Below are 22,879 nucleotides of genomic sequence, written 5' to 3' on the forward strand. Positions count from 1 at the left end.
TTTACAAGTCTTTTTTTACACTTTTTTTACGTCTGTTGACCCATTTATGTAATTTATAAAATTTTGTTCTCAAATCTTCACTTTTTATGAGTTTCAGCAATTGACAAAATGTAAACGCTTTATTACCCTTTGCTTGAGCAAACGTTTTCGCAACACCTATTCTCTTTGATTCACAGTGTTGTAAAATGATGTCATCCCCCTTAAAGAAAGGAATGTTTTCCTTATGATGAAAGAAGCGATTTATCATCGTGCCATGTCCCCGTTCGTTTACAAATATGACCGTGAGACGATCCACATCCGTTTTCATACGAAACGTGGAGATATTGAATCGGTCGATTTGATTTGGAACGACCCTTACGATTGGCATTCTGAAGACCCGGCCATGTGGAATTTTGACCCGGACAAGCCGAGCTACTGGCGTACATACGAGACTCCAATGGAGAAAATCGGTTTTGACGACGCCTATGACTACTGGTTCATCGCCATCAAGCCGCCGTTCCGTCGCCTTCGCTACGGATTCCGTTTGAATGATGGACAAGAGACAGCCGTCTATACCGAAAAAGGGTGGTTCGAAGAAAAACCGCTCGATGACACGGGCTATTACTTCTGTGTCCCGTTCATCAATCCGATTGATATCTTCCACGCACCGTCATGGGTGAAGGACACGGTTTGGTATCAAATCTTCCCGGATCGCTTCGCCAATGGAGATGCTTCACTTAATCCAGAAGAGACACTGCCATGGAACTCGACAGAGCCGACAATCACAAACTTCTTCGGTGGGGATTTCCAAGGGGTGATCGACCATATCGACCACTTGGTCGAACTCGGGATTACCGGAATCTATTTCTGCCCGATCTTTAAAGCGACGACGAACCACAAGTACGATACGCTCGACTATATGGAAATCGATCCACAGTTCGGGACAAAAGAGAAATTTAAAGAAATGGTCGACCTCTTACACAAGAATGGCATCAAGGTCATGCTCGATGCCGTCTTCAACCATGTTGGATATCACCACCCATGGTTCCAAGATGTCGTCGAGAACGGTCCGGTGTCTGAGTATCGCGATTGGTTCTATCTCCGTGAATTCCCAATCGTGACGGAGCCGAAGCCGAACTACGATACGTTCGCGTTCGAGAAGAACATGCCGAAGATCAATACGGAGCATCCAGAGTTGAAAGCTTACTTATTAGATGTCGCCCGTTACTGGGTCGAAGAATTTGGCATCGACGGATGGCGCCTAGACGTCGCCAACGAAGTCGATCATGCGTTCTGGCGTGACTTCCGAAAAGCAGTCAAGCAAGCGAACCCGGAAGCCTACATCCTCGGGGAAATTTGGCACGACGCGCAACCTTGGCTACAAGGCGACCAGTTCGATGCCGTCATGAACTATCCGTTCACGAACGCGAGCTTGAACTATTTCGCACTCGATCGGACGACAGCTTCTGAGTTCCGCAACGAATTGACGCGCGTCGAGATGATGAACACGATGAACGTCAACGAAGTCACGTTCAACTTGATCGACTCACATGATACGCCACGCGCGTTGACGCGGGCGAAAGGTCATAAAGGCAAATTCAAGCTCTTGATGACATCCATGCTTACGTACACAGGTAGCCCGTGTATTTACTATGGGGATGAAATCGGACTCGAGGGAGAACAAGACCCGGGTTGCCGCCGCTGTATGCCGTGGGACGAAGCCGAAGAAGACCGTAACCTCTTCCGTTACATTCAAAAGCTCATCCAGCTTCGGAAAGATCATCCCGTACTCGCAAACGCCGGCTCGTATCGCTTCAACTTGGTCGACGACGCCAATAATGCCGTCATCATCGAGCGTTGCACGAAAGATGAGACGTACTTGGTCTACTTCAACAACTCGGACTCTACGTCGAAACTAAGTCCGCTCGGTTATCGTGGCGCCGCCTACGACTTGTTACACGACCGTGATCTCGAGTCACTCGAAATCGAGCTTGCACCATTTAGTGCTGCTATTCTGAAATTGAAATAATTTCGAAAATCACCTGATTTCTTCGGGTGATTTTTTTGTTGAAAATAATTTAGCAAACCCCTTTCTTTTTCATTTCATAAGGAGTAAGATGACCTTTGACATTTTTATAAAACAAATAGTTAACAGAAAGAATTATAGAGAAAAGGGAGAATACACTACATGCAGACGAAACAAACGGAACAGCTCACCCTGTTCAAACTGTCGTGGCCGATTTTCATCGAACTTGCCCTCCACATGGGAACCGGGATCATCGCCACATTGATGCTCGCACATTACTCAGACGCCGCCGCTTCGGCCGTCGGGGTTGCCAACCAAATTTTAAACGTGTTCTTGATTGTCTTCAGTGTGACGTCTGTCGGGGCGACCATCTTGATCGGTCAGGCCATCGGGGCTGGGCGCATGAAGAAGAGTCGTGACTTCGCCCGCTCCGCCGTCAGTTTGAACATGTGGCTCGGTGCGATCATGGTCGTCGTCATCTTCTTATTCGGTGAAACGTTTTTGCGCCTATTCGGTCTATCGGATGAACTGTTTGCACACGGGCTGTTGTTCCTGCAAATCGTCGGCTTGTCGTTATTCACCGAAGCGCTCATCATGGCGCTCAGTTCGATCCTCCGGAGTCACGGGATGACGAAACACGCCATGCTCGCGACGCTTCTGATTGATATCATCACCGCAGTCGGTGCCATTTTTGCCGTTACCGGCTGGTTCGGACTTCCGGTCACAGGTGTTGCCGGTGTCGCTTGGGCCATCGTGATCGCACGATTCGCCGCTATGGTACTGTTGTTCTGGCTCGTCAAACGGAAGCTCATGATCCGCTTCCCGTTAAAAGAAGTGATTCGTCCGAAGAAAGACGACATCCAGTCGCTCCTTCAAATCGGTGTCCCTTCTGCAGGAGAGAACTTGTCTTATCAAGCTTCACAGATCATCATCACCGGTTTCATCGCGACGATGGGAGAAGCTTCCCTCGCCGCACGGGTATACGTCATGAACTTGTCAATGCTCGCCTTCTTGTTCACCGTCGCCGTCGCACAAGGAACACAGCTCTTGATTGCGCGAGATATCGGGGGCAAACGTTTCAAAGAGGCGTATCATCGCGCCGTCAAGACATTGAAGATCGCCATGTTCGCCTCGTTCGTCGCCTCTCTCGGATTGGCGGTGTTCAGCGAGTCGCTACTCGGTCTCTTCACGTCAAATCCTGACATCATCGCGGTCGGAGTACCAATTTTATGGGCAACGCTCATTTTAGAGCCAGGGCGCGCCATGAACATCGTCTTGATGGGATCGTTGAAGTCCGTTGGGGACGTCCGCTTCCCGGTCATGATTGGGATTGCCTCGATGTGGGGTGTCGCCGTGGCGTTCAGCTACTTGTTCGGTCTTCAAATGGGGCTCGGCATCCTTGGGATTTGGCTCGCCTTCTCCCTCGATGAGTGGTTCCGCGGATTCTTCGCGTTTCGTCGTTGGAAATACGGGACGTGGCAACAAAAAGGCTTCCAATTCGAAGCCAAATCAACCACGTAAAAAAGCGGCCGCGGCCGCTTTTTTTATTTCATCAAGAATGCCTGCATCGCTTGGCGGTGCACGTCCGTGTCCCCACACTTCCGTTGCCATTCAATTTCTTCATTCAATCCGTCCTCAAATGAAGCGGCTCGCATGAGCGCCTTCATCCCTTGAACAGCGACCGGTGATTTCGCAGCGAGTGTTTCCGCATATGAAGTCAATCGCTCCGTATATACCGCATCTTCCACGAGCTCTGTGACAAGTCCGAATGTGTGCGCGGTCTCCGAGTCAATCGTACTGCCACTCCACAACCAATCTAATGCGAGGTCGTCGCGCATGAGTCGACGTAAGTGATACGGTCCTCCTGCATCTGCGACCAACCCGATTTTAATGAACGCCGAGCTGAACTTCGTCGACTTGGCGACGATTCGAACGTCTGCTGCGAGTGCCAAACTAAGTCCCGCTCCTGCCACAACGCCATGAATGCCCGCGATGATCGGCTTACGGCATGAGAAGAGCGCACGGACGAGTGGATGATACACCTCTTCTAAATATTCCCCGTAATCTGCATCGCTCTCGATCGTTAAATCTTGTCCAGATGAGAATGCCCGTCCTTCGCCGACAAGGACGATGACGCGAACCGCGTCGTCCTGATCAAATTCATCGATTGCCGTTTTCATTTCACGTAGCAACGTCTCGTTCAAGGCATTCAGCTTTTCAGGTCGGTTGAGTTTCAGCCACCCTACCCCATTGTGCGTCGTCAATTGAATCGTCTCCACTTTCATTCCCCCTTATAAAATGAATCACTGTTCATTTCTTCGCCATTCCGCCAAACTCCTTCCTTTACTGAAAAGTTTTTTGAAGTTCAATTGCCGTGAAGTTGGTTGATTTGCTATTCTAAAAGGAGTCGGTCACGAAAGGATGAGTCAGATGCAACTGACAAACGCCGCTCGGCAACTGAAACAAAAGAAGATTCCGTTCGCTTATCATACGTATGAAGTCGATGAAACCGATGTCTCTGCCAAACATGTCGCGGAGACGTTGCATAAACCTCTCGATGAACTGTACAAAACGATTTGTCTCGTGAACGAGAAAAAACAATACGCCTTCTTTCTCATTTCCGGAGAGCGTGACATTGATTTAAAAGCAGCCGCGAAAGCTTGGGGAACGAAGAAAGCATCGCCTGTCCCGATGAAAGAACTCGAGGCACTGACCGGATACATCCGGGGTGGCGTCTCTCCCATCGGGGCGAAGAAGCCGTTCCCCGTATACTTGCATGAGGCAGCTAGAGAGAAAGAGACCATCACGATCTCTGCCGGGAAACGTGGCTATCAAATCGAGTTGAAGCCAGAAGATTTACTGCAATTCACAAACGGTCGCTGGTTCAGCCAATGACCTTACTGGGGGCAAAATTATGTGGAAAGAACGCATCCGTTCGTGGGTTCCAAACTCCTTTACGTTCGGAAACTTATTTTGTGGTGTCGTCGCCATCGTCTACGCCGCACGTGGTGACTTCTCAAACGCCACACTGTTAATCATCATCGCGATGATGCTCGATAGTTTAGATGGGCGACTCGCCCGTATGCTCGGAGTCGCTGGGGACTTCGGGAAGGAACTAGACTCACTCGCTGACATCGTCACGTTCGGTGTCGCACCAGCGATGCTCGCCTATTATACGTTTTTCATTGATTATGGCAATTATGGATTGTTCTTTGCGGCACTCTTTCCGCTATTCGGGGCATACCGTCTCGCCCGCTTCAACTTGTCTGCGACAAACGTTGCGGCAAGTTACTTCTCAGGCGTCCCGATTACGGCCGCCGGTGGACTTCTCGCCGTCATCACGACGTTCGGGGACCGCGTCAGCGAACTGTTGACACCGATTTTCTTCACAGGGCTCGCCCTGTTGATGGTCAGCCGTGTCCGCATCCCGAGTTTTAAAGACGTGCCACTGCCACGTCACTCGTTCATCATTACCATCAGCCTCGTCTATGTGACGTATATGATGTTCGCACGTTGGAAAGAATGGCCGACGTTCTGGTTCATCGCCGTCCCGTTCTATGTCTTATTCATCGCTTTCTCGTTCGTGAAAAGACGGAAGCGGATGGCCAATTAAGAGTCTCGTTCGACGAGGCTCTTTTTTCGTACATGCATTTGTTAGACGAAGACTGAGATGAGCTTTAGAATGAAAGAAGAGGTGATGGAATGAAAGTGTATCCGTTTATTTGGAAATGGTTTCTTGTCTGGTATTTCATTGGATTGATCTTAGTCGGATTCGACCTGCTTCCGCCTTGGCTAGAGTGGGCAAACCCCGTCTTTTTATGGCTCGCCGGTGTGATCGGCGGAACGATTCTTTATCAAGGGATTCGACAAGGTGTTTGGATTGTTCCGTTTATTTTCTTCGGTTCAATCGCCGTCGAGACTCTCGGCGTGAAAACGGGGTTCCCGTTCAGCGAATACGTCTATGCCGAGGCATTCGGTCCAACTGTATTTGGAGTCCCTGTCACGATTGGGGCGGCGTGGCTCGCTGTCATCGGTTCTAGTTTTGCCGTGGCCCGACTCTTCACGTTCCGCAACAACATTTTATGGTTCGTCCCGATTCTCGCCGTATGGCTCGATATGGCAATCGATCCCGTAGCGGCAAACGTGAAAGGCTACTGGGAATGGGCAAATGACGGTCTATATTATGATATCCCGACGCAAAACTTTATTGGATGGTTTGGATTATCCCTTATTTTCTCCTGGATTTTGCAACGTCACGAACGAGCTGTCGATTCCTTGTTCATCCAGCACGGCGTTTACTTGTTCGTCATGCTCCATGCCCTCTTTGGCGTCACGGCCGTGAACGCAGGTCTTTATGGAATCGGCTTCCTGAGCATTCTGACGTCTGGGGTGATTCTTTTAGAAAGGAGAGGTCGCGATGATCGAGTCACACAAAAAGAAATGGTTCAATAACGTATTCTCAACATTCGTAAGGGAACGTCAGATTCGTCCAACGTTTCATAATATTTTTATTCGAACCGATGATATCCCTACGCCTGGTTTAATCTTAAGTACGCACAGTGCTTGGTGGGATGGACTCGTCATGTATATGGTGAATGAACATTTTTTGAGACATGACATCCATGTGTTGATGGACGAGGACGGATTGCGCCGTTTCCCGTTCTTTCGTCACCTTGGGGCCTTCTCTGTAAAAAAAGGAAGTCTATCCGATGTGCGTGCTTCCCTCGCCTACGCGAATGAGTTGCTCGCTTCAGGCAAATCGGTATGGATGTATCCACAAGGTCGAGAAGTCCCTCAAGAAATGCGTCCGATTGAAATCGAATCTGGGGCGACCCTGTTACTGAATGAGCGTCCCCTTCATTTATGTGCCATGTATTATGCATTTGAAAGCCATGCCGAGCCCGTTGTCTACGTCCGATTCCGAAAATACAGCGTGACCTCGTCGACTCGGAGAGCTCAAAAACAAGAGATTGCGCAAGCACTCGAGCAGTTGTATGACGATGTCAGAGATGACGTCATCACACGTTCAACCGCCTATGCTCCATTGTTCCGTCCGCGACGCAATCTAGCCGAGTGGACAGAAACGTTCGTTCGACTCGGGAGGAAAGGCTCATGATTCTTTGGTTCGTGACCCTTTTCATGCTCATCTTCACACTCGTGAATCTAGCGTTTTTACGACCACTCGCAAAACCTGGGAAAGCTTTGGCGACAGCCGTCTGCATCCCGATGCGGAACGAGGCGCGACATGTCGACCGATTGATTACTAATTTACAAATGGCGATCCCCGAGAATACTCATGTCTACATTTATGAAGACCGCTCCGAAGACGATACATATGAACGATTACATCGCGCGATTGGGGACGATGCCCGATTCACCGTCATTCAGGGTGTCCCTTTGCCTGATGACTGGGCCGGGAAAGTCCATGCCTGTCATCAGCTTTCAACACGCACGACTGAACCGTATCTCCTCTTTTTAGATGCGGACGTTACCATCGATTCGAGCTTCATCCCCCGCATGCATGCGACACTCGCTCGTGAAAAGGCTGTCTTTCTATCCGGATTCCCACAATTTCCGACATCGACATTTCTCGGGAAATTGTTGATTCCGATGCAACACGTGCTTATCGCCCAACACCTGCCTTTGTTTTGGCGTAAAGTGAAACACCCTGCATTCGCGGCAGCGAACGGAATGAATGTACTTGTCGAACGAAATAGTTACGAAGAGATTGGTGGGCACGCTTCGATCCGTTCATCGTTGATTGATGACATCGATTTATGTCGTATGTTCAAGCGTCATCAAAAAGTGACGTCACTCGTTCAAGTCGCCCCGTTCATCTCTTGTGATATGTATGAGACGAATGAAGAAGTATGGAGCGGGTTTTCAAAAAACGTATTCAAGGGAATGAATGAATCAGTAGGACTTGCCTTGTACTTCTTGACGTACTACGGGATCCAGTTGATAGCCATGTTCGCATGGCTAGTTTCACCGAGTTGGCAAACGATCAGTGCGGCACTCTTCGTACTCTTCGCCCGACTTGCTGTCGACATAAAATCTCATGGATCCGGTACATGGTTGCATCCAATCAGCTTGATCGCTTATCTGACCTTACTCGGGAACGCCGTCATCCGTAAATGGAGACGTCTACCGATCACGTGGAAAGGTCGCCATTATTCCTAATCGAGCGTTTTACTTAAGGGGGACAAATGTATGAAACAAATTGTTGTCATTGGAGCCGGGTTAGGTGGCCTGAGCGCTGCCGTCACGCTCGCCACACACGGCTATGACGTCACGGTCATTGAGAAGAATGAACATGTCGGCGGAAAACTTATGCCCGTCATCACCGACGGGCACCGTTTCGACTTCGGTCCGAACACCATCACGATGCCAGATGTGTTTCGTTCCGTCATCCGAAACAGCGGTGCCAATCCTGATGACTATTTTGAATTGATCAAACTCGATCAACATACCGTCAATCATTATTCGGATGGCTCCTCGTTCACATTTAGCGCCGATCGGGCACAGCTTGAATCGGAAGTGCGACGATTGACGAATGACCAAATGAAGAAAAATCAATTACAAGCTTATTTAGATGAAGCAGAGAAGTTGTTCCGAATCGCGAACGAACGCTTCTTCACCCGTATGGAGACAAAATTAGATCCGGGCCTTTGGGCGGACATGGTAAAAGTACACCCGCTGCAAAGTCTGCATGCCCTTCATCAGAAATACTTCAAAGATAAGCGCATCATCCAGGCACTCGACCGATATGCGACGTATATCGGCAGTAGCCCGTACGTGACACCAGGCACGTTCGCGCTCATCTCTCATTTAGAATTGAATGAAGGGGTCTACTTTGCCAAGGGAGGGAACTGGAATATCGCCAAAGGATTTGCGAAGCGAGCAAGTGAACTCGGGGTGACATTCCGTCTCGGACACGAAGTGACGAAAATTGAAGTCTTGAACGGGAAAGCTCATGAAGTCGTCGTTGATGACAAAGAAGTCATCTCTTGCGATGCTGTTCTGCTCAATGGCGAGCTGCTCACGCAATATCCTCGACTTGTCGATGCGAAAAACCGTCCTTCTTTCCCGGTCCCGACACGCGATACCGTCGAGCCGTCCATCTCTGCATTCGTTTTAATGATTGGGTTAACAAAACGATTGAACCTCGCCCATCATAATGTCTATTTCTCTGACGACTACGAGCGAGAATTTAAGGCACTCTTCCAAGAAGAACGCTATGCGGACGAGCCGACCATTTATATCTCTAATTCATCCGCAACTGACCCATCGATGGGAGAGGCAGGAGACAACTTGTTCATCCTCGTCAATGCCCCCGCTCATTTGACGGACATCGATGCCGATACGTATGAACATTTGATTCGTCGTCGGTTACGTGCGTTCGGTGTGGATTGGGAAGAAGAAGAGGTTCTCTTCCACCGCCGGGTGACACCACAAGACTTGAGCCGTGACTTTTATGCATATTACGGTGCACTTTATGGCACGTCGGCCAATTCGAAAAAAGGTGCATTCTTTAGACCGGCAGCCCGCTCGACGGACGTCTCGAACATCTGGTTCGCAGGTGGTTCGACTCATCCTGGGGGAGGGAGCCCAATGGTCACGCTTTCAGGACAATTCGCTGCACGGTCGATGTTAGAGGACATACCTCTGACAATATGAACATTTTGTGAACGCGAGTTTCGACACTTGTCGACAATTGAAAGACGTGATAATATCATATTCGAGTTCAAGCAGTTCTGTAACGTTGGTTACACCTGTAGCGATCGAATGGCTTCCCCGAGCCTTATCGCGTTTTGAACTTGTCACACCCGAGAAAAAGTGATGAGCGAGTTTCCCCACTCGTATCCCGTAGTTGAGACAGCTTGCGTATGATGTTCCCCCTTAGTCCATCAAGCATCCTGTTTCAACGAAGATGTCCCAATTGATTCATTCCCCATGAATCCCGGCACATCTTTAGGGCTTCATCACAAATCGATTCATTCATTTCCCCGATGAATGGATCACATAACGCTTACGCCACTTTTGGTCCCCCGCCAAAAGTGGTTTTTTTTGCGCAAAAAAACTGTAGACGCCTAAAAGCGCCTACAGTAAACCTGACATCTTATAGTTTTGCTAGCAATTTTCCTTTTTGAAGCGTCGATACGTATGCACGCTTTGTGAAGACATCGTATCCGTTCGCTCGAGCCGCATCTAAAATCCCTTCGTATAGGAGCGCTGCCGCTTGAACTGGCTTTCGACTGGCCAGTGGATAGAGGTCGTGGGTCTCACGTGCGCGTTCATACAAGAACTCCGCGCGTTTTGCCAACGCCTCCCATAGTTCGATAAAGGCAGGTGTCACTTCTTGTTGCTGTAACATCTCTTCAGTTACACCGAACTGTCGCATCATCGTCCGTGGTAAATAAATGCGATCTCGGTTCAAATCTTCCCCGACATCTCGCAAAATATTTGTCAGTTGCATCGCAATTCCAAGGTCAATGGCCCCTTGCCGAAGCTGACGTTTTGTAGCGGCATCTTGATTCGGAACAAGAATCGGGAGTAGCATCAGACCGACCGTACTCGCCGCATAGTAGCTATATTGCTCGGTCTCTTCGAGCGTCTCATATCGCGACTTATGTAAATCCCACTTCATCCCTTCTGCTAGCTCGAAGAAGGGATCGACGTCCATTTCATAGCGCTGCCAGACATCTCGAAGGGCAACCCATAGTGCATCGTCTTGATCATACCCGACCAAAAAACGATCGAACGCATGCAAAAACGACGCCAGACTTTCTTCTGGACGGTCAGATTCATCGACTGCATCATCAAGGGTCCGACAAAACGTATACACGGCCATGACCGCTTGACGATCTGGTTTTGAGAGCAAAGAGAAGGCCCGATAAAAAGTCAGCGAGCCTTTCTTCATGATTTCCTCACATTGACGATACGCTTCTTGTGTCGTCACGATGTATTGCCCCCATTTCTTCTTCCATTTTTTTCACGAGTAACTGTGACCCAATCATGACGATTGGCACGCCACCACATGGATGGACAGATGCACCAACCGCATACAATCGTTCGATTTTCGGGAACGGTCTTGCCTGTGGCTTGAAGGCAGCTGATTGAGACAACTTCGGTGCAATCCCAAAGCTTCCTCCTTCAAATAGACCGAAACGCTCAGCATCCATCGGTGTCCGGACCTTCATCTCGGTCACGCGCTCACGAAAACCTGGTACGAGTGCCTCGATTCGTCCGAATAGATGGTCAATCGTTCCTTGCGTCTCAAAGTCTTCCCGTTCCAATTTACGAGGTACGGGAACGAGGACATATAACACGCTCGTCCCATCCGGCGCTAGTGTCGCATCGATCCGTGATGGATTGAACGTGTACATCGCCGGATACTCACTTAGTTTACCATCCTCAAAGATTGTGCGCATCGATCCTTCAAAATCGTTTGGTAAATCAAATTGATGAACCGGTAAATCGAGTGCGCCATCGACGGTGAAGTACAGGAGTAACGTACCGCTGGACGGTTCGTATGTCTTTGGTGTGACGCCATCAATGAGTCGCTCCATGAGTGGAAAGTCCCCGTTCACGACGACCGCGTCATAAGACACATACTCGTCATTGACCGTGACGCCGTCCGCCACACCGTTCGTGACGTGGACGCGATTGACGGTCGCATTCATCACGAAACGGACACCTCGACGCTTCAGCTCTTGTTCCATTTTCGCCGCAAGCGAGAAATATCCTCCTTTTACGTACCAGACTCCCTCTTCCTGTTCACGATACGGGATCAGACCATATAAAGAAGGGGTCGCATAAGGATTCCCACCGATATAGAGTGTCTGCAAACTGTAGGCGACACGTAGGCGTTCGTCCTCAAAGTACCGTTTCATATTCGCATGGGCCGTTTCATATGCTTTCAGACGCATCAGGAGGAGCAACAGTTTAGGTTCGAACAATTCCGTTTTTGATGCGTAGCTTCGGTCCAAAAACGTATCGAATCCAATCCGATACTCTTCTTTCTTCTGCGACATATAATGACGAAATGCTTCCCCTTCACCGAATGTTCGCTCGATTTCTTCAGCCTGACGCTCGATATCGCGATATTTGTAGAATGATGTCCCGTCTTGATACCGCAAGCGATAGAGCGGGTCGACTTCGAGTAACTCGACTTCACTTTCCGGTAGCCCTGCTTCAACCAACTGTTGCTTCAGTTTACTCGGTAACAAGACGATCGTCGGCCCTTCATCGACTTTCGCCCCATTCTCAAACTCAACATAGTTCAACCGTCCACCGACGAGTGCTTCTTTCTCATAAATCGTGATGTTTAGCGACGGGTTCCGTTTCGTCAATAAGAGGGCGGCATAAAGAGTGCCGACCCCGGCCCCGACAAAGCTGATGTTCATCGGCCGACACCTGCCCGTTCACGCAACAGGTTCGTCGTGATTCGCGCCGATTCAAAAATCGTCGGAAGTCCACTTCCCGGATGCGTTCCCCCGCCGACGAGCCAGACGTTGTCGAGCTCTTCAAATTGGTTGTGCGGACGGAAATACATCATTTGCGATAGATTATGGCCAAGGTTAAACGTTGCTCCTTCATATACACCGAACGTCTCCCAATCCATTGGCGTCAACGTCTCCATCACTTCAATATGTTGTCGGATGCCTCTGTACGGAGACCGTGTCTCAAGGGCGTCGAGCACACGTTCTGTCATCGTCATCTGTAGCTCGTCCCATGGGAGACCGGATAAGTTATTCGGTACCGGTACGAGCACGTAAAGCGATGACTTTCCTGAAGGCGCGAGCGTCGGGTCGATGCGTGAGGCGTTTTGAACATAGAAGGAGAAATCCTCGCTTAGTTTCAACTCTTGCGTCATCTCTTTGACGTTCAACTCATAATCGTCTGCAAAGTGAATCGAATGGTGCGCCACGTCTTCATATATGTGATCAAGTCCGAGATAGAGCATGAACGTCGAGCACGAATAGCGCTTCTTCTTCAGTTGAGCCGGACTCCACTTCGAGAGTTTACCTTCAGGAACGAGCGACGTCATCGCATGTGCAAAATCAGCACCGATTACGACTTCATCGAACGCATAATGGACACTTCCGGCCACGAGACCTGTCACTTTCTTGTCCTCCATGAGGAGGCGCTCCACCGGTTCTCCTAGACGAATGGAGCCACCTTCTTCTTCCACGACTTTCGCCATCGCATGGCAAAGTTGATTCACTCCCCCAATCGGGTGATGAACCCCATATGCGTGTTCCATATACGATAAAATGGAGAAACCGCCTGGGCATTCCCAAGCGGACATGCCTAAATATTTTGCTTGGAACGTGAACGCATACTTCAACTCTTCGCTCGTGAAGTACTCGGACAAGACATCATAAAGCGACTTCCCAATCGACAGGAACGGCAGTGCTTTGAGCACACGCAACGAGACGTAATCGGTCAATTTATCATGTGCGGTCTGTAAGACAGGCATCAACTTGGACAGCTTGATTGCCTGTTCGCTCATGAATCGTTCATACCCTTCCCCATTTCCCGGGAATTGTTCTTCGATGGCTTGATGCATCTGATCACGATCTGTCGTCATCGAGAGCTGACGCGTACCGCGGTCGAAATACAAATCATACATCGGTTCCAGTCGTTTCATCTCAACGTAATCATGTAAATCGCGTCCCGTTTCTTCAAAGATTTCTTCTAAAATATACGGCATATTTAAAAACGTAGGTCCTCGGTCAAACGTGAACTCGCCGACTTGGAGACGTGACGTCCTTCCTCCGACAAACGGTTGTTTCTCAAATACGGTGACGTCTACCCCACGATGCGCCAGTAGCATCGCAGCAGCCAATCCACCAGGTCCTGCCCCTATTACGGCAACTCTTTGTTTCGACACACTCAACAACTCCCTATGTGAATAGTCTCTTATGCTTCTCTATCATTATAGAAATGACCGGAGACAAGTTCAATTTTCAATCGGTTGATTGAGCAGGTTCTTTCTTCCTCGCTCAGCGATGACGATGTACCAAGATCCTTCTGGGATGAATGGGATGAATCGAATTTGTTCAAATCCGACTTCTTGCATCTGTCGGCGTAATCGTGGAATGGTCGGGAGCGGATACAAGTTGTCATGGAGAGTCATAAATGCGTTGAATGCGGAAGCGAATCGTCCGCCAAGTGCCGTCTCTGCAAGCGGCGTCACAAGGACTGCTACCCCGTTCTCTTCTAAACGATCCCGAAGTCTCTCAAGCAGTTTGATCCGCTCTTCTGGTGAAAAGTAATAGAGCATATTGTTCATCATGACCGCATCGAACTGCTCGTCCGTTTCCCAGTTCATAAAGTCGGCGACTTCAAAATGAATATCGCCCCGTTCATCACGAGATCGCGCCTCTTCGATGACCTCTTCCTCTAAATCGATGCCTGTCAGTTCCCAACTCGGTTCGAGCGCTTGTAATTTCCGTAAATAGCCACCGTGGCCACATCCGATATCAAGCATCGATTGGACATTCGCCTGGCGTAATAACTGCTGTACAATCGGGAACGCGACCGTCTCCACGAGGGTCGACGTTTTCGCGACGACTTGACCATGCTCTGCCCCATCGAATGTCTTTTGTTTTCCAGACTCTAAAAATTCCGGATAAGCGATCAACGCAGGGATGTGGAGTTCCATCATCTCTTGAAGCATGAATCCGATGCTTCGCTCGTCGTTACCGGATAATTGATATTTTAAGCCACGTGTCGGATAGTAGCGCCAGCCTCTCTTCTTCAAATGACGTACTGCGACTCCGACTTCTAACCAACGCTCTAATGCAAGTTGCGTCAATGGGCGTTTGAGTCGTAAATTCATCTCTGCCATACTTGCGCCACCTTGAAGTGCATCGAATAGGCCAAATTTATAGCCGATATAACCGTGCCATAATGGTAAGAAAGATTCTGTTTGTTTCATCCATTTCCGTGCATGTAATACGCGTGTCCATTCCATCATTTGTTGATCCATCATTTCACCTCATCGTCATGATTACTGATTTTTTTATTTTCCCCTAATAATTTGTCTACAAACAAAAAATTCCCACTTCGGTGTGCGAAGTGGGAAAACCTTATTGAATGAAGCTGTTGAAGAATGATTGACCATATGGTAATGCGTAACCGATAAAGATTGTCACGAGTGCCAATATGATAAATCCGCCGAACAAGGCGTTTGATGGTTTTTTCTTTTTCACTTTAACGAGCGTCATCTCACCGAAGATCAGTGTCAATAAACCGACTGTGATTTTCACGTGATAGAACGTGCCGCCTCCGTTTAATTGAAGGTAGAGATAAAGTCCTGTTCCGAATGCGATGAGTAACATGAGTCGAAACGCCATATGTGCGATCTTTCCACTCTTGTTGCCGTTCTTATAACCGATATAGGCCACGGCAAACAAAATAAGTAACAAAATCCAGCTCGTAACGTGCGTGTGCAAGAATGCAATCAGTGGCATTCTAATGCCCCCCTTTATGTTGTTGTACAGTCTTCATTGTACACGAACCCTCTCCTGATTGGTCAAGCGAACGCTTACCTAAAAAATGAGCCATCCTTCGAGGATGACTCATTTCATTATACTGGTGTCGTCTCTGCCTCTTGGACAGCGTATTCATAGCTAGGAATTTCAACGATGAAGGTCGACCCTTCATGTTGAATCGATTCCACATGAATTTGACCGTTATGGCCACGAACGATTTCTTGACAGATCGGTAACCCAAGACCCGTTCCGCCGATTTCGCGGCTATCGGAGTTATCGACGCGATAGAACTTATCGAACAATCGGTCGAGCGCGTCACTCGGAATTCCAATTCCTTCATCCTTCACTTTGATGGATACGATTTGTTCATGATGGGCAAGTTCCACCGTAATCTTTCCACCACGTGGAGAATACTTCACGGCATTCGACAATAGATTACTCATCAACTGCTTGAACTTCTGGCAGTCAACGAACAACTCGTACGGACGTGCATCATCTGAGATCAATTCGAATTCGTGCTTCAAAGAAGACGCTTCATAGAACGTCAACATATCACGGACGACCGGTTCGATATCAAGTTGTTCCCGATCGTACATCTGACTGCCGGATTCCATCCGCTGCACATCGAGGAAGTCGTTGACGAGGTGCGTCAGACGTTCCGTTTCCGCATGAATTGTCTCTAAATATTTTGCTTGTTTCTCATTTGGTAACTGTTTCTTCACCATCAATTCTGTAAATCCATAGATGGATGAGAGCGGTGTTCGCAATTCATGAGAAATCGTAGAGATGAATTCACTCTTCAATCTTTCAGCCTCTGTCTCACTCGTAATATCCCGGAAGACGAGAAGCGTCCCCTTCGATAGACCGCCGACGATAATCCGCTCCGCATACATCTGCAAGTTCATCTCACCTTTACGGATCGAGAAGCTGACACTTTCATGCGGGAAATCATCAGTGAACAAACGATTCGTATATTTCATAAAGTCTTCGGCCTGATCAACCGTCTCAACAAGCTGGTTTCGCCACTCTTCCCATGACTCTTCTTCAAGGTCTGTCATACTGACATCACTTAATTCTGGGAACATCTCGTAGAGTGGTCGGTTCACAAACACATCATCGGTCGCATGTTCGATATAGACGACCGCTTCCCGAATCGAGTCAAGAATGCGTTCCGTCTTTCCTTTCTCCCGTTTCATCTCTTCGAATAGACGCATCCGTAAGAGCGAGAGTGAAAGCTGACGAGCGAACGACATGATGTCACCCATCTGCGTCTGTGTGAAACGATCTTTATAACGGACCAGATAGATGAACGCGATGATTGAGTCATCCGTCGGGTCATGGACCGGCACCGCCGTCTCGAACATATAGTATGGATACGGGAGTGGATGGTCACTTGCGACTTGTTTCGATGAATGCACCGTCGTCTTCAACGTCATCGCTCGCGTCAATACAGAATTCTCACTATCGAGCAATTGACGTGACAACGTGTCATTCAAACCATGACTCGTCACGCGGTACGTACCCGATTCATCGACGAAAACGAGGGCACCGACTTCCGAATCCGTAATCGTAACGAGTTTCTCGATAATCTCTGGATAAGCCGTAAGCGAATCACGTGACGCTAACGTCTCCGTCAATTCGTTTCGGTACGCGAGATGTTGTTCGTTTTGTTGTGTCTGTTCGAGAATCTCTTCAAGCTCTTGCTGCTGTGCCTGAAGCTCTTCTTGTTGGGCGATCAATTCTTCTTGTTGCGCTTGAAGTTCATGGTTCTTTTCAATCAAATGACGTTCATTGTCGCGAAGTGTCTCGGCCATCTTGTGGAACGAGCGAGACATCGTCCCGATTTCGTCTTCACGCTTCATTTGATCGCTCAAGTCGACGATTTCACCTTTCAACAAACGGTTCGATGCAATCGAGAGTTTTGAAATTAAGCGTGTTTGACGACGAAGGAACGGTTGGACGAATAACAAGATCAATGCGGCAAATGAGGCGATGCTCATAATCCACAAGAATTGAAGAATGTTATTGTTTTGGCGCCATTCCGCATAGACGTTCTCTTTTTCAGCAGCCATCAACTGACGGTAGTTTTCAAGAGACGACTCCACTTCATCAATCGGGGCTAAAATATCGATGCCACGCTCTGGGTTAAATTGGACAAGACCTTGATCAATTAAACGCTGTGCCGTCGGTAACTCGGCAATCGTTTCAGCATCGATAAACGTTTCCGTAACCTCACCATCAAGCTGTGCTTGCGCATATTCATACGTCACCGGAATGATGACGTCGTAATAAAAGTCATGGAACTGCTGCAAATCTTCTGCGAACAACTCACCTTGACGAGTCTGCACTTGCGATTTGAACCAATTGATCTCCTGTTGGAATTTTGCTTCATTCGCACTTGCCCGTTCGAGGGACGCGATGTCCCCAAATAAGAGATATCCGCGTGTGTCGTACTGGTCGGCTTGCCACTCATCCCACATGGTCGTCAAGCGATCGACGCGTTCGTCTACTTGACGCAACTTCGCCTCATTCGCCTCTAAACGGTTCTCGATATAGACATATGTCAGTACCGATCCGACCAACGCGAGGACGAGGAATGAATAGAGGACGACCATGATGTCGCGCCCGAGTTTTTGTTTAAACCACCTTTTCACTTCACGATGCCTCCTATGATTTTGACAAGTTCAAGTGGGCTGAACGGTTTTGAAATGAAGTAGTCGACACCAATCTCATTCGCGCAATCACGGTCAGATTGTTGGCTTTTCGCTGTCAACATCATCACTTTCGTATCTTGTCGCCCTGGTAACTTCCGTACTTTTTCAATGACCTCAAGCCCCGTCATGCCAGGCATCATATGGTCCACAATCACCAAATCATATTCGTTCTCTTCAATCAATCGATAGGCCTCTACGCCATCTTGCGCCTCATCGATATCGTATCCTTCATCTTCTAATGTATCCATAACGAGCATGCGTAGTACTTCTTCGTCTTCCGCAAGTAAGATTTTAACCATAATCGTTCCTCCATTTTTTATCCCATTTTTTTATTTTAACGGATTTGTAATTGTTACACAAAATAAAAAGACGTACGAAACTCATCTTCGTACGTCTTTTGCCTAATCACTGGAGCGCAAAACCTGTATTCTTCTTATACAACTTCTTTTTCAGCGAACTGACTATTATATAAATCTTCATAAAATCCACCTGCTTCGAGCAGTGATTCGTGTGTGCCTTGTTCGATGACGCGACCTTGGTCCATCACTAAGATGAGATCCGCATCCTTGATGGTCGATAAACGGTGTGCAATGACAAAACTCGTTCGCCCATTCATCAACCGCTTCATCGCCTGTTGAATCAAAATCTCGGTGCGTGTATCTACACTCGATGTCGCTTCGTCCAAAATCATAATTGGCGGATTGGCGAGAACCGCTCGCGCGATTGTCAGTAATTGTTTTTGACCTTGCGAAATGTTGTTCGCTTCTTCATTTAAGACGGTGTCATATCCGTCTGGCAACGTCCGGATGAACGAGTCCGCATGTGCTGTCTTCGCCGCGTTGACAATTTCATCTTCTGTCGCCCCGGTTTTTCCGTAAGCGATGTTGTCACGGATTGTCCCGTTAAAGAGCCACGTATCCTGTAAGACCATCCCGAACGTATGACGCAAATCTTGTCTCGACATTTTACGAGAGTCTTTCCCATCGATTAATATCTCTCCGCCGTTCAACTCATAGAAACGCATAAGCAGATTAATCAATGTCGTTTTCCCGGCACCGGTCGGACCGACGATGGCTACGGTTTGTCCCGTCTTCACATCAAGGTTCATATCTTGAATGAGTAAACTCTCTCCATATCCAAAGTCGACGTGACGGAATGCGACATTCCCTTCAGCTCGCTCCAAGCGATAAGTCGTTACTTCTTTTACTTCTTCCTCTTCGTCTAACAACTCGAAAACACGTTCTGCCGCAGCGACCGTCGACTGGACGATGTTCGCGATGTTCGCTGTTTGCGTAATCGGTTGGGTGAACTGTCGCGTATACGTGATAAACGCCTGAATATCCCCGATCGAGATGCTTCGTTGTGTGACTAAAATCCCACCGACGACACTGATCAACACGTAACTGATGTTCCCGATGAACATCGTCATCGGCATGATGATCCCAGAGATAAATTGCGCCTTGCGTCCGGCATCATAAAGTTCTTCATTCACCTCATCAAACTCACGGACAGCTGTCTCTTCACGACCGAACGCTTTGACGACTGCGTGCCCCGTATACATTTCTTCCACGTGACCGTTCAATCGTCCGAGATGGCGTTGTTGATCGGAAAAATATTGTTGTGACCGTTTTAAAATCGGACGAATCGCAAAAATCGTGAGTGGTAAAGACACGAGAGAGATGACCGTCAACAGCGGACTGATGGACAGCATCATAATCAAAATCCCGACAATCGTGACGATCGAGGTAATAAATGACGTCACACTTTGTTGAAGCGTGCTCCCAATCAAATCGATATCGTTCGTCACTCGGCTCAACGTCTCTCCATTCGAACGACCATCGTAATATTTGAGTGGCAATCGTTCCAATTTTTTATTGACGTCTTCTCGCAAATCATAGACCGTCTTTTGCGCAACGCCTGACATTAAATACTGTTGCACGTAGTTGAATAGACTGCTGATGACGTAAAGTCCTGCGAGTAACGACAAGATTTGCCCGATTCTCGTGAAATCGATCTCCGCGCCTGGTACACCCGTGAATTTCGCATAGGCGCCTTCAAAGAGTTCCGTAATGGCAATTCCCATGATCTTAGGACCGGCAATCATAAAGACCGTACTCAGAATCGCCGCGACAAAGACCGCAATCAATGTGTTGCGTCGTGGTTTCAGATAGGCAAGCAGACGACGGAACGTGACTTTGAACGCCTTCGGTTTCTCACCCATCATCATCATATTTCCACCGCCAGGACCTCCTGGACCACCATGCCCACCATGAGTTTGTCGCGTTGTCGTTTGTTTCTCACTCATGCGATTTCCTCCTCAGACAATTGCGACTTCACGATTTCCTGATAAACCGCATTCGTCGCAAACAATTCGTCATGTGTACCAATCCCGGCCACACTTCCTTCTTCAAGTACGATGATGCGATCGGCATCCATGATCGTACTCACCCGTTGCGCGACAATCAATACGGTCGCATCTTTCGTTTCCTCTTTCAACGCCTTACGTAACGCGGCATCTGTCTTGAAATCGAGTGCCGAAAAGCTGTCGTCGAATACATATAGATCTGGTTTTCGAACGAGTGCCCGTGCGATGGATAGACGTTGCTTCTGTCCACCCGATACGTTCGACCCGCCTTGCTCAATCACAGATTCATATTGCTCTGGCATTTTCTCGATAAAGTTGCTCGCCTGTGCGATGGATGCGGCATGTTCGACTTCTTCGATCGTCGCATCGGCTTTTCCATATCGAATGTTCTCAGCAATCGTACCGGTGAACAGTAACGCCTTTTGCGGAACGAATCCGATTTTCGAACGGAGTTCCTCTTGCGGTACGGCTTGAACATCGACCCCGTTCACGCGAATTTCGCCAGACGTCACATCATAAAAACGTGGGATCAAGTTGACGAGCGTCGATTTACCAGACCCCGTTCCACCAATCACCGCTGTGATTTCTCCTGGGTTTGCTGAAAAACTGACATGTGATAATGCCGGCTCTTCGGCACCTGGGTAAAAGAACGTGACATCATCAAACACGAGTGTCCCGTGCTCCACATCGGTCGTCTTCGTTCCGTCATCGACGAGTGAAGGAGTCATCTCGAGCACTTCATTGATGCGATTCGCAGATACAGATGCTCGCGGAATCATGATGAACATGACAGAAGCCATGACGAGCGCAAACATGATTTGCATGACATATTGAATGAACGCCATCAAATCCCCTATTTGCATCGCCCCGTTATCGATTCGGATGCCTCCGAACCAGATGACGCCGACGACGGTCAAGTTCATGACGAGCATCATGACCGGCATGAGGAACGCCATGATTTGGTTGACTTTAATCGAGACGTCCGTCAATCGTTCATTCGCCTCCGTCAAACGAACTTGCTCTTCTTTTTCACGATTGAAGGCCCGAATGACACGAATACCCGTCAAATTTTCTCGTAAGACGAGATTCAAGCGGTCCAATCGTTTTTGCACTTTCTTGAAGAGCGGCATCGCTTTCCAGAAAATGAGGAAGATCGAGATGACGAGAACAGGCATGGCGGCAACGATGACAAGGGACAACGTTGCATCTTTTGACGTCGCCATAATCAAACCACCAACGAACATGATCGGTGCACTGACGACCATCCGAAGCATCATAATGATGACTTGCTGGACTTGCGTGATGTCGTTCGTCGTCCGTGTGATGAGCGAGGCTGTGCCGACACGATCGAACTCTTCTAGTGAGAAACGCTCGACATGGTTAAACACACGTCTTCGTAAATCACGCCCGAATCCCATCGCCGCTTTCGACGAATAAAAACTTGCCACGACCGCTGCGAGTGCCCCAAGCCCGGTCACACCAAGCATGATGCCGCCCATTTGCCAAATGTAGCCCGTGTCTCCTGTCACGACCCCGTTGTCGATGATATCCGCCATTAGTGTCGGTAAGAATAAATCTGCCAACGACTGCGCGAACACAAATAACAAGACCATGAGAACGGCCCATTTATAAGTAATCAAACGTTTTAACAACTTAATCATGACGACATCCTCCTTCACAATCAGTGAACCCTTCGTTCAACCCATCTGCAATCTGTTGATGCGCTTCAATCATATGGCGATATGTCCCTTCATCTAAGCGAGCGAGGATTTGATTCAACTGTTGTTCGGTTCCTTCCTCTTGCTGTTCAATCTCCTCAATCAATCGCTTGCCGGATTGATCAATCGTCAATACTACTTCGCGCCGATTGTCCGGGTTGATGTCTCGACGAATGAGCCCTCTTTCCACAAGTCCATCCAATGATTGACTCAACGTGCTCTTCGGCATCCTTGTGCGGCGAACCAATTCTTTTTGAGTGATCGCCCCTTGTTCATTCAACATCATCAGTCCGTGAAGCTGTGGCAAAGTAAGGTCGTTTTGTTGTGCTGTCTGATGCATGAGTCGAATCAACACACGCTGGACACGCCAAAACGATTGCATCATCTCCCGCGCTCTTGTTGCGCTCATCTCGGTCATATTTGTTCACTCCTTTTATCGTTCCGTTTCGGATTGTTCTATATGGAACAATTACTTATATAAAATAAATTACTCCTCCATAGCTCACTTGTCAACGATTTAGAATGTGAAGATGCACATAGCAAAAAGAGCGATGTCATGTAGCTGACATCGCTCA

General features: G+C 48.4%; 19 protein-coding genes. 8 read left to right on the plus strand and 11 right to left on the minus strand.

Annotated elements, in window-relative coordinates; translation table 11 throughout:
- The first annotated feature begins 223 nt into the window (after positions 1-223).
- Together ACQKD4_RS10035 and ACQKD4_RS10040 are read left to right on the plus strand one after the other, a co-directional pair.
- Entirely contained in the window at positions 224-2,008 is a 1,785-nt protein-coding gene (locus tag ACQKD4_RS10035) for a glycoside hydrolase family 13 protein (protein ID WP_427373203.1), read from the plus strand.
- 159 nt (positions 2,009-2,167) lie between these two features.
- Complete coding sequence (locus ACQKD4_RS10040) at positions 2,168-3,526, plus strand: MATE family efflux transporter (protein WP_211781580.1); 1,359 nt, start codon at positions 2,168-2,170, stop codon at positions 3,524-3,526.
- A gap of 23 nt (positions 3,527-3,549) precedes the next feature.
- On the opposite strand, the gene ACQKD4_RS10045 is transcribed toward ACQKD4_RS10040, so the two are convergent.
- Complete coding sequence (locus tag ACQKD4_RS10045; RefSeq protein WP_427373204.1) at positions 3,550-4,284, minus strand: enoyl-CoA hydratase/isomerase family protein; 735 nt, start codon at positions 4,282-4,284, stop codon at positions 3,550-3,552.
- 151 nt (positions 4,285-4,435) lie between these two features.
- Between ACQKD4_RS10045 and ybaK the strand changes: the two genes are divergently transcribed.
- The 6 genes from ybaK to ACQKD4_RS10075 all read left to right on the plus strand — a co-directional run bounded on the left by ybaK (position 4,436) and on the right by ACQKD4_RS10075 (position 9,682).
- Positions 4,436-4,900, plus strand: coding sequence for a Cys-tRNA(Pro) deacylase (gene ybaK / locus ACQKD4_RS10050; protein WP_427373205.1), 465 nt, complete (start codon positions 4,436-4,438; stop codon positions 4,898-4,900).
- A gap of 19 nt (positions 4,901-4,919) precedes the next feature.
- Positions 4,920-5,618, plus strand: coding sequence for a CDP-diacylglycerol--serine O-phosphatidyltransferase (pssA, locus tag ACQKD4_RS10055; RefSeq protein WP_031421233.1), 699 nt, complete (start codon positions 4,920-4,922; stop codon positions 5,616-5,618).
- 89 nt (positions 5,619-5,707) lie between these two features.
- A complete protein-coding gene (locus ACQKD4_RS10060) occupies positions 5,708-6,457 on the plus strand; it encodes a carotenoid biosynthesis protein (protein ID WP_427373206.1) in 750 nt (249 codons plus the stop codon).
- Positions 6,423-7,121: a lysophospholipid acyltransferase family protein gene (locus tag ACQKD4_RS10065; protein ID WP_427373208.1), complete on the plus strand. Its 699-nt coding sequence runs from the start codon at positions 6,423-6,425 to the stop codon at positions 7,119-7,121. The genes ACQKD4_RS10060 and ACQKD4_RS10065 overlap by 35 nt, the downstream gene beginning before the upstream one ends.
- Entirely contained in the window at positions 7,118-8,185 is a 1,068-nt protein-coding gene (locus ACQKD4_RS10070) for a glycosyltransferase (RefSeq protein ID WP_427373209.1), read from the plus strand. The genes ACQKD4_RS10065 and ACQKD4_RS10070 overlap by 4 nt, the downstream gene beginning before the upstream one ends.
- Positions 8,186-8,215: 30 nt before the next feature.
- Complete coding sequence (locus tag ACQKD4_RS10075) at positions 8,216-9,682, plus strand: phytoene desaturase family protein (protein WP_427373210.1); 1,467 nt, start codon at positions 8,216-8,218, stop codon at positions 9,680-9,682.
- A gap of 442 nt (positions 9,683-10,124) precedes the next feature.
- Here ACQKD4_RS10075 and ACQKD4_RS10080 read toward each other — a convergent pair whose 3' ends face one another.
- From ACQKD4_RS10080 to ACQKD4_RS10125, 10 genes are all read right to left on the minus strand, one after another.
- Positions 10,125-10,967: a phytoene/squalene synthase family protein gene (locus ACQKD4_RS10080; RefSeq protein WP_427373289.1), complete on the minus strand. Its 843-nt coding sequence runs from the start codon at positions 10,965-10,967 to the stop codon at positions 10,125-10,127.
- Positions 10,933-12,411 carry a phytoene desaturase family protein gene (locus tag ACQKD4_RS10085; protein ID WP_427373211.1) on the minus strand — a complete coding sequence of 493 codons (1,479 nt, stop codon included), beginning with the start codon at positions 12,409-12,411 and terminating at the stop codon, positions 10,933-10,935. The genes ACQKD4_RS10080 and ACQKD4_RS10085 overlap by 35 nt, the downstream gene beginning before the upstream one ends.
- Complete coding sequence (locus ACQKD4_RS10090) at positions 12,408-13,901, minus strand: phytoene desaturase family protein (protein ID WP_427373213.1); 1,494 nt, start codon at positions 13,899-13,901, stop codon at positions 12,408-12,410. The genes ACQKD4_RS10085 and ACQKD4_RS10090 overlap by 4 nt, the downstream gene beginning before the upstream one ends.
- A 69-nt stretch (positions 13,902-13,970) precedes the next feature.
- Positions 13,971-15,002: a class I SAM-dependent methyltransferase gene (locus ACQKD4_RS10095; protein ID WP_427373214.1), complete on the minus strand. Its 1,032-nt coding sequence runs from the start codon at positions 15,000-15,002 to the stop codon at positions 13,971-13,973.
- A gap of 100 nt (positions 15,003-15,102) precedes the next feature.
- Positions 15,103-15,486 (minus strand): YisL family protein, encoded by a 384-nt coding sequence (locus tag ACQKD4_RS10100; protein ID WP_214761080.1) that lies wholly within the window; start codon positions 15,484-15,486, stop codon positions 15,103-15,105.
- A gap of 116 nt (positions 15,487-15,602) precedes the next feature.
- On the minus strand, positions 15,603-18,161 hold the full coding sequence (locus tag ACQKD4_RS10105; RefSeq protein WP_427373215.1) for an ATP-binding protein: 2,559 nt from the start codon (positions 18,159-18,161) through the stop codon (positions 15,603-15,605).
- Positions 18,158-18,520: a response regulator gene (locus ACQKD4_RS10110; RefSeq protein ID WP_074032651.1), complete on the minus strand. Its 363-nt coding sequence runs from the start codon at positions 18,518-18,520 to the stop codon at positions 18,158-18,160. The genes ACQKD4_RS10105 and ACQKD4_RS10110 overlap by 4 nt, the downstream gene beginning before the upstream one ends.
- A 134-nt stretch (positions 18,521-18,654) precedes the next feature.
- Entirely contained in the window at positions 18,655-20,526 is a 1,872-nt protein-coding gene (locus ACQKD4_RS10115) for an ABC transporter ATP-binding protein (protein ID WP_427373217.1), read from the minus strand.
- Entirely contained in the window at positions 20,523-22,247 is a 1,725-nt protein-coding gene (locus tag ACQKD4_RS10120) for an ABC transporter ATP-binding protein (RefSeq protein WP_427373218.1), read from the minus strand. The genes ACQKD4_RS10115 and ACQKD4_RS10120 overlap by 4 nt, the downstream gene beginning before the upstream one ends.
- Complete coding sequence (locus tag ACQKD4_RS10125; RefSeq protein WP_214696154.1) at positions 22,240-22,722, minus strand: MarR family winged helix-turn-helix transcriptional regulator; 483 nt, start codon at positions 22,720-22,722, stop codon at positions 22,240-22,242. Before ACQKD4_RS10125 ends, ACQKD4_RS10120 begins: the two co-directional genes overlap by 8 nt.
- Positions 22,723-22,879: the final 157 nt, after the last annotated feature.

Origin of the sequence: Exiguobacterium sp. NPDC077395, from assembly GCF_050269125.1 — a bacterium.
In the GTDB taxonomy this organism is placed as follows: Bacteria; Bacillota; Bacilli; order Exiguobacteriales; family Exiguobacteriaceae; genus Exiguobacterium; species Exiguobacterium aestuarii_A.

Bases quoted from the DNA above. Each gene is read 5' to 3' on its own strand.
- ACQKD4_RS10115 (WP_427373217.1), bottom strand. From the start codon at position 20,526: ATGAGTGAGAAACAAACGACAACGCGACAAACTCATGGTGGGCATGGT.
- ACQKD4_RS10040 (WP_211781580.1), top strand. From the start codon at position 2,168: ATGCAGACGAAACAAACGGAACAGCTCACCCTGTTCAAACTGTCGTGG.
- ACQKD4_RS10070 (WP_427373209.1), top strand. From the start codon at position 7,118: ATGATTCTTTGGTTCGTGACCCTTTTCATGCTCATCTTCACACTCGTG.
- ACQKD4_RS10085 (WP_427373211.1), bottom strand. From the start codon at position 12,411: ATGAACATCAGCTTTGTCGGGGCCGGGGTCGGCACTCTTTATGCCGCC.
- ACQKD4_RS10075 (WP_427373210.1), top strand. From the start codon at position 8,216: ATGAAACAAATTGTTGTCATTGGAGCCGGGTTAGGTGGCCTGAGCGCT.
- ACQKD4_RS10095 (WP_427373214.1), bottom strand. From the start codon at position 15,002: ATGGATCAACAAATGATGGAATGGACACGCGTATTACATGCACGGAAA.
- ACQKD4_RS10100 (WP_214761080.1), bottom strand. From the start codon at position 15,486: ATGCCACTGATTGCATTCTTGCACACGCACGTTACGAGCTGGATTTTG.
- ACQKD4_RS10065 (WP_427373208.1), top strand. From the start codon at position 6,423: ATGATCGAGTCACACAAAAAGAAATGGTTCAATAACGTATTCTCAACA.
- ACQKD4_RS10110 (WP_074032651.1), bottom strand. From the start codon at position 18,520: ATGGTTAAAATCTTACTTGCGGAAGACGAAGAAGTACTACGCATGCTC.
- ACQKD4_RS10060 (WP_427373206.1), top strand. From the start codon at position 5,708: ATGAAAGTGTATCCGTTTATTTGGAAATGGTTTCTTGTCTGGTATTTC.
- pssA (WP_031421233.1), top strand. From the start codon at position 4,920: ATGTGGAAAGAACGCATCCGTTCGTGGGTTCCAAACTCCTTTACGTTC.
- ACQKD4_RS10120 (WP_427373218.1), bottom strand. From the start codon at position 22,247: ATGATTAAGTTGTTAAAACGTTTGATTACTTATAAATGGGCCGTTCTC.
- ACQKD4_RS10035 (WP_427373203.1), top strand. From the start codon at position 224: ATGATGAAAGAAGCGATTTATCATCGTGCCATGTCCCCGTTCGTTTAC.
- ACQKD4_RS10125 (WP_214696154.1), bottom strand. From the start codon at position 22,722: ATGACCGAGATGAGCGCAACAAGAGCGCGGGAGATGATGCAATCGTTT.
- ybaK (WP_427373205.1), top strand. From the start codon at position 4,436: ATGCAACTGACAAACGCCGCTCGGCAACTGAAACAAAAGAAGATTCCG.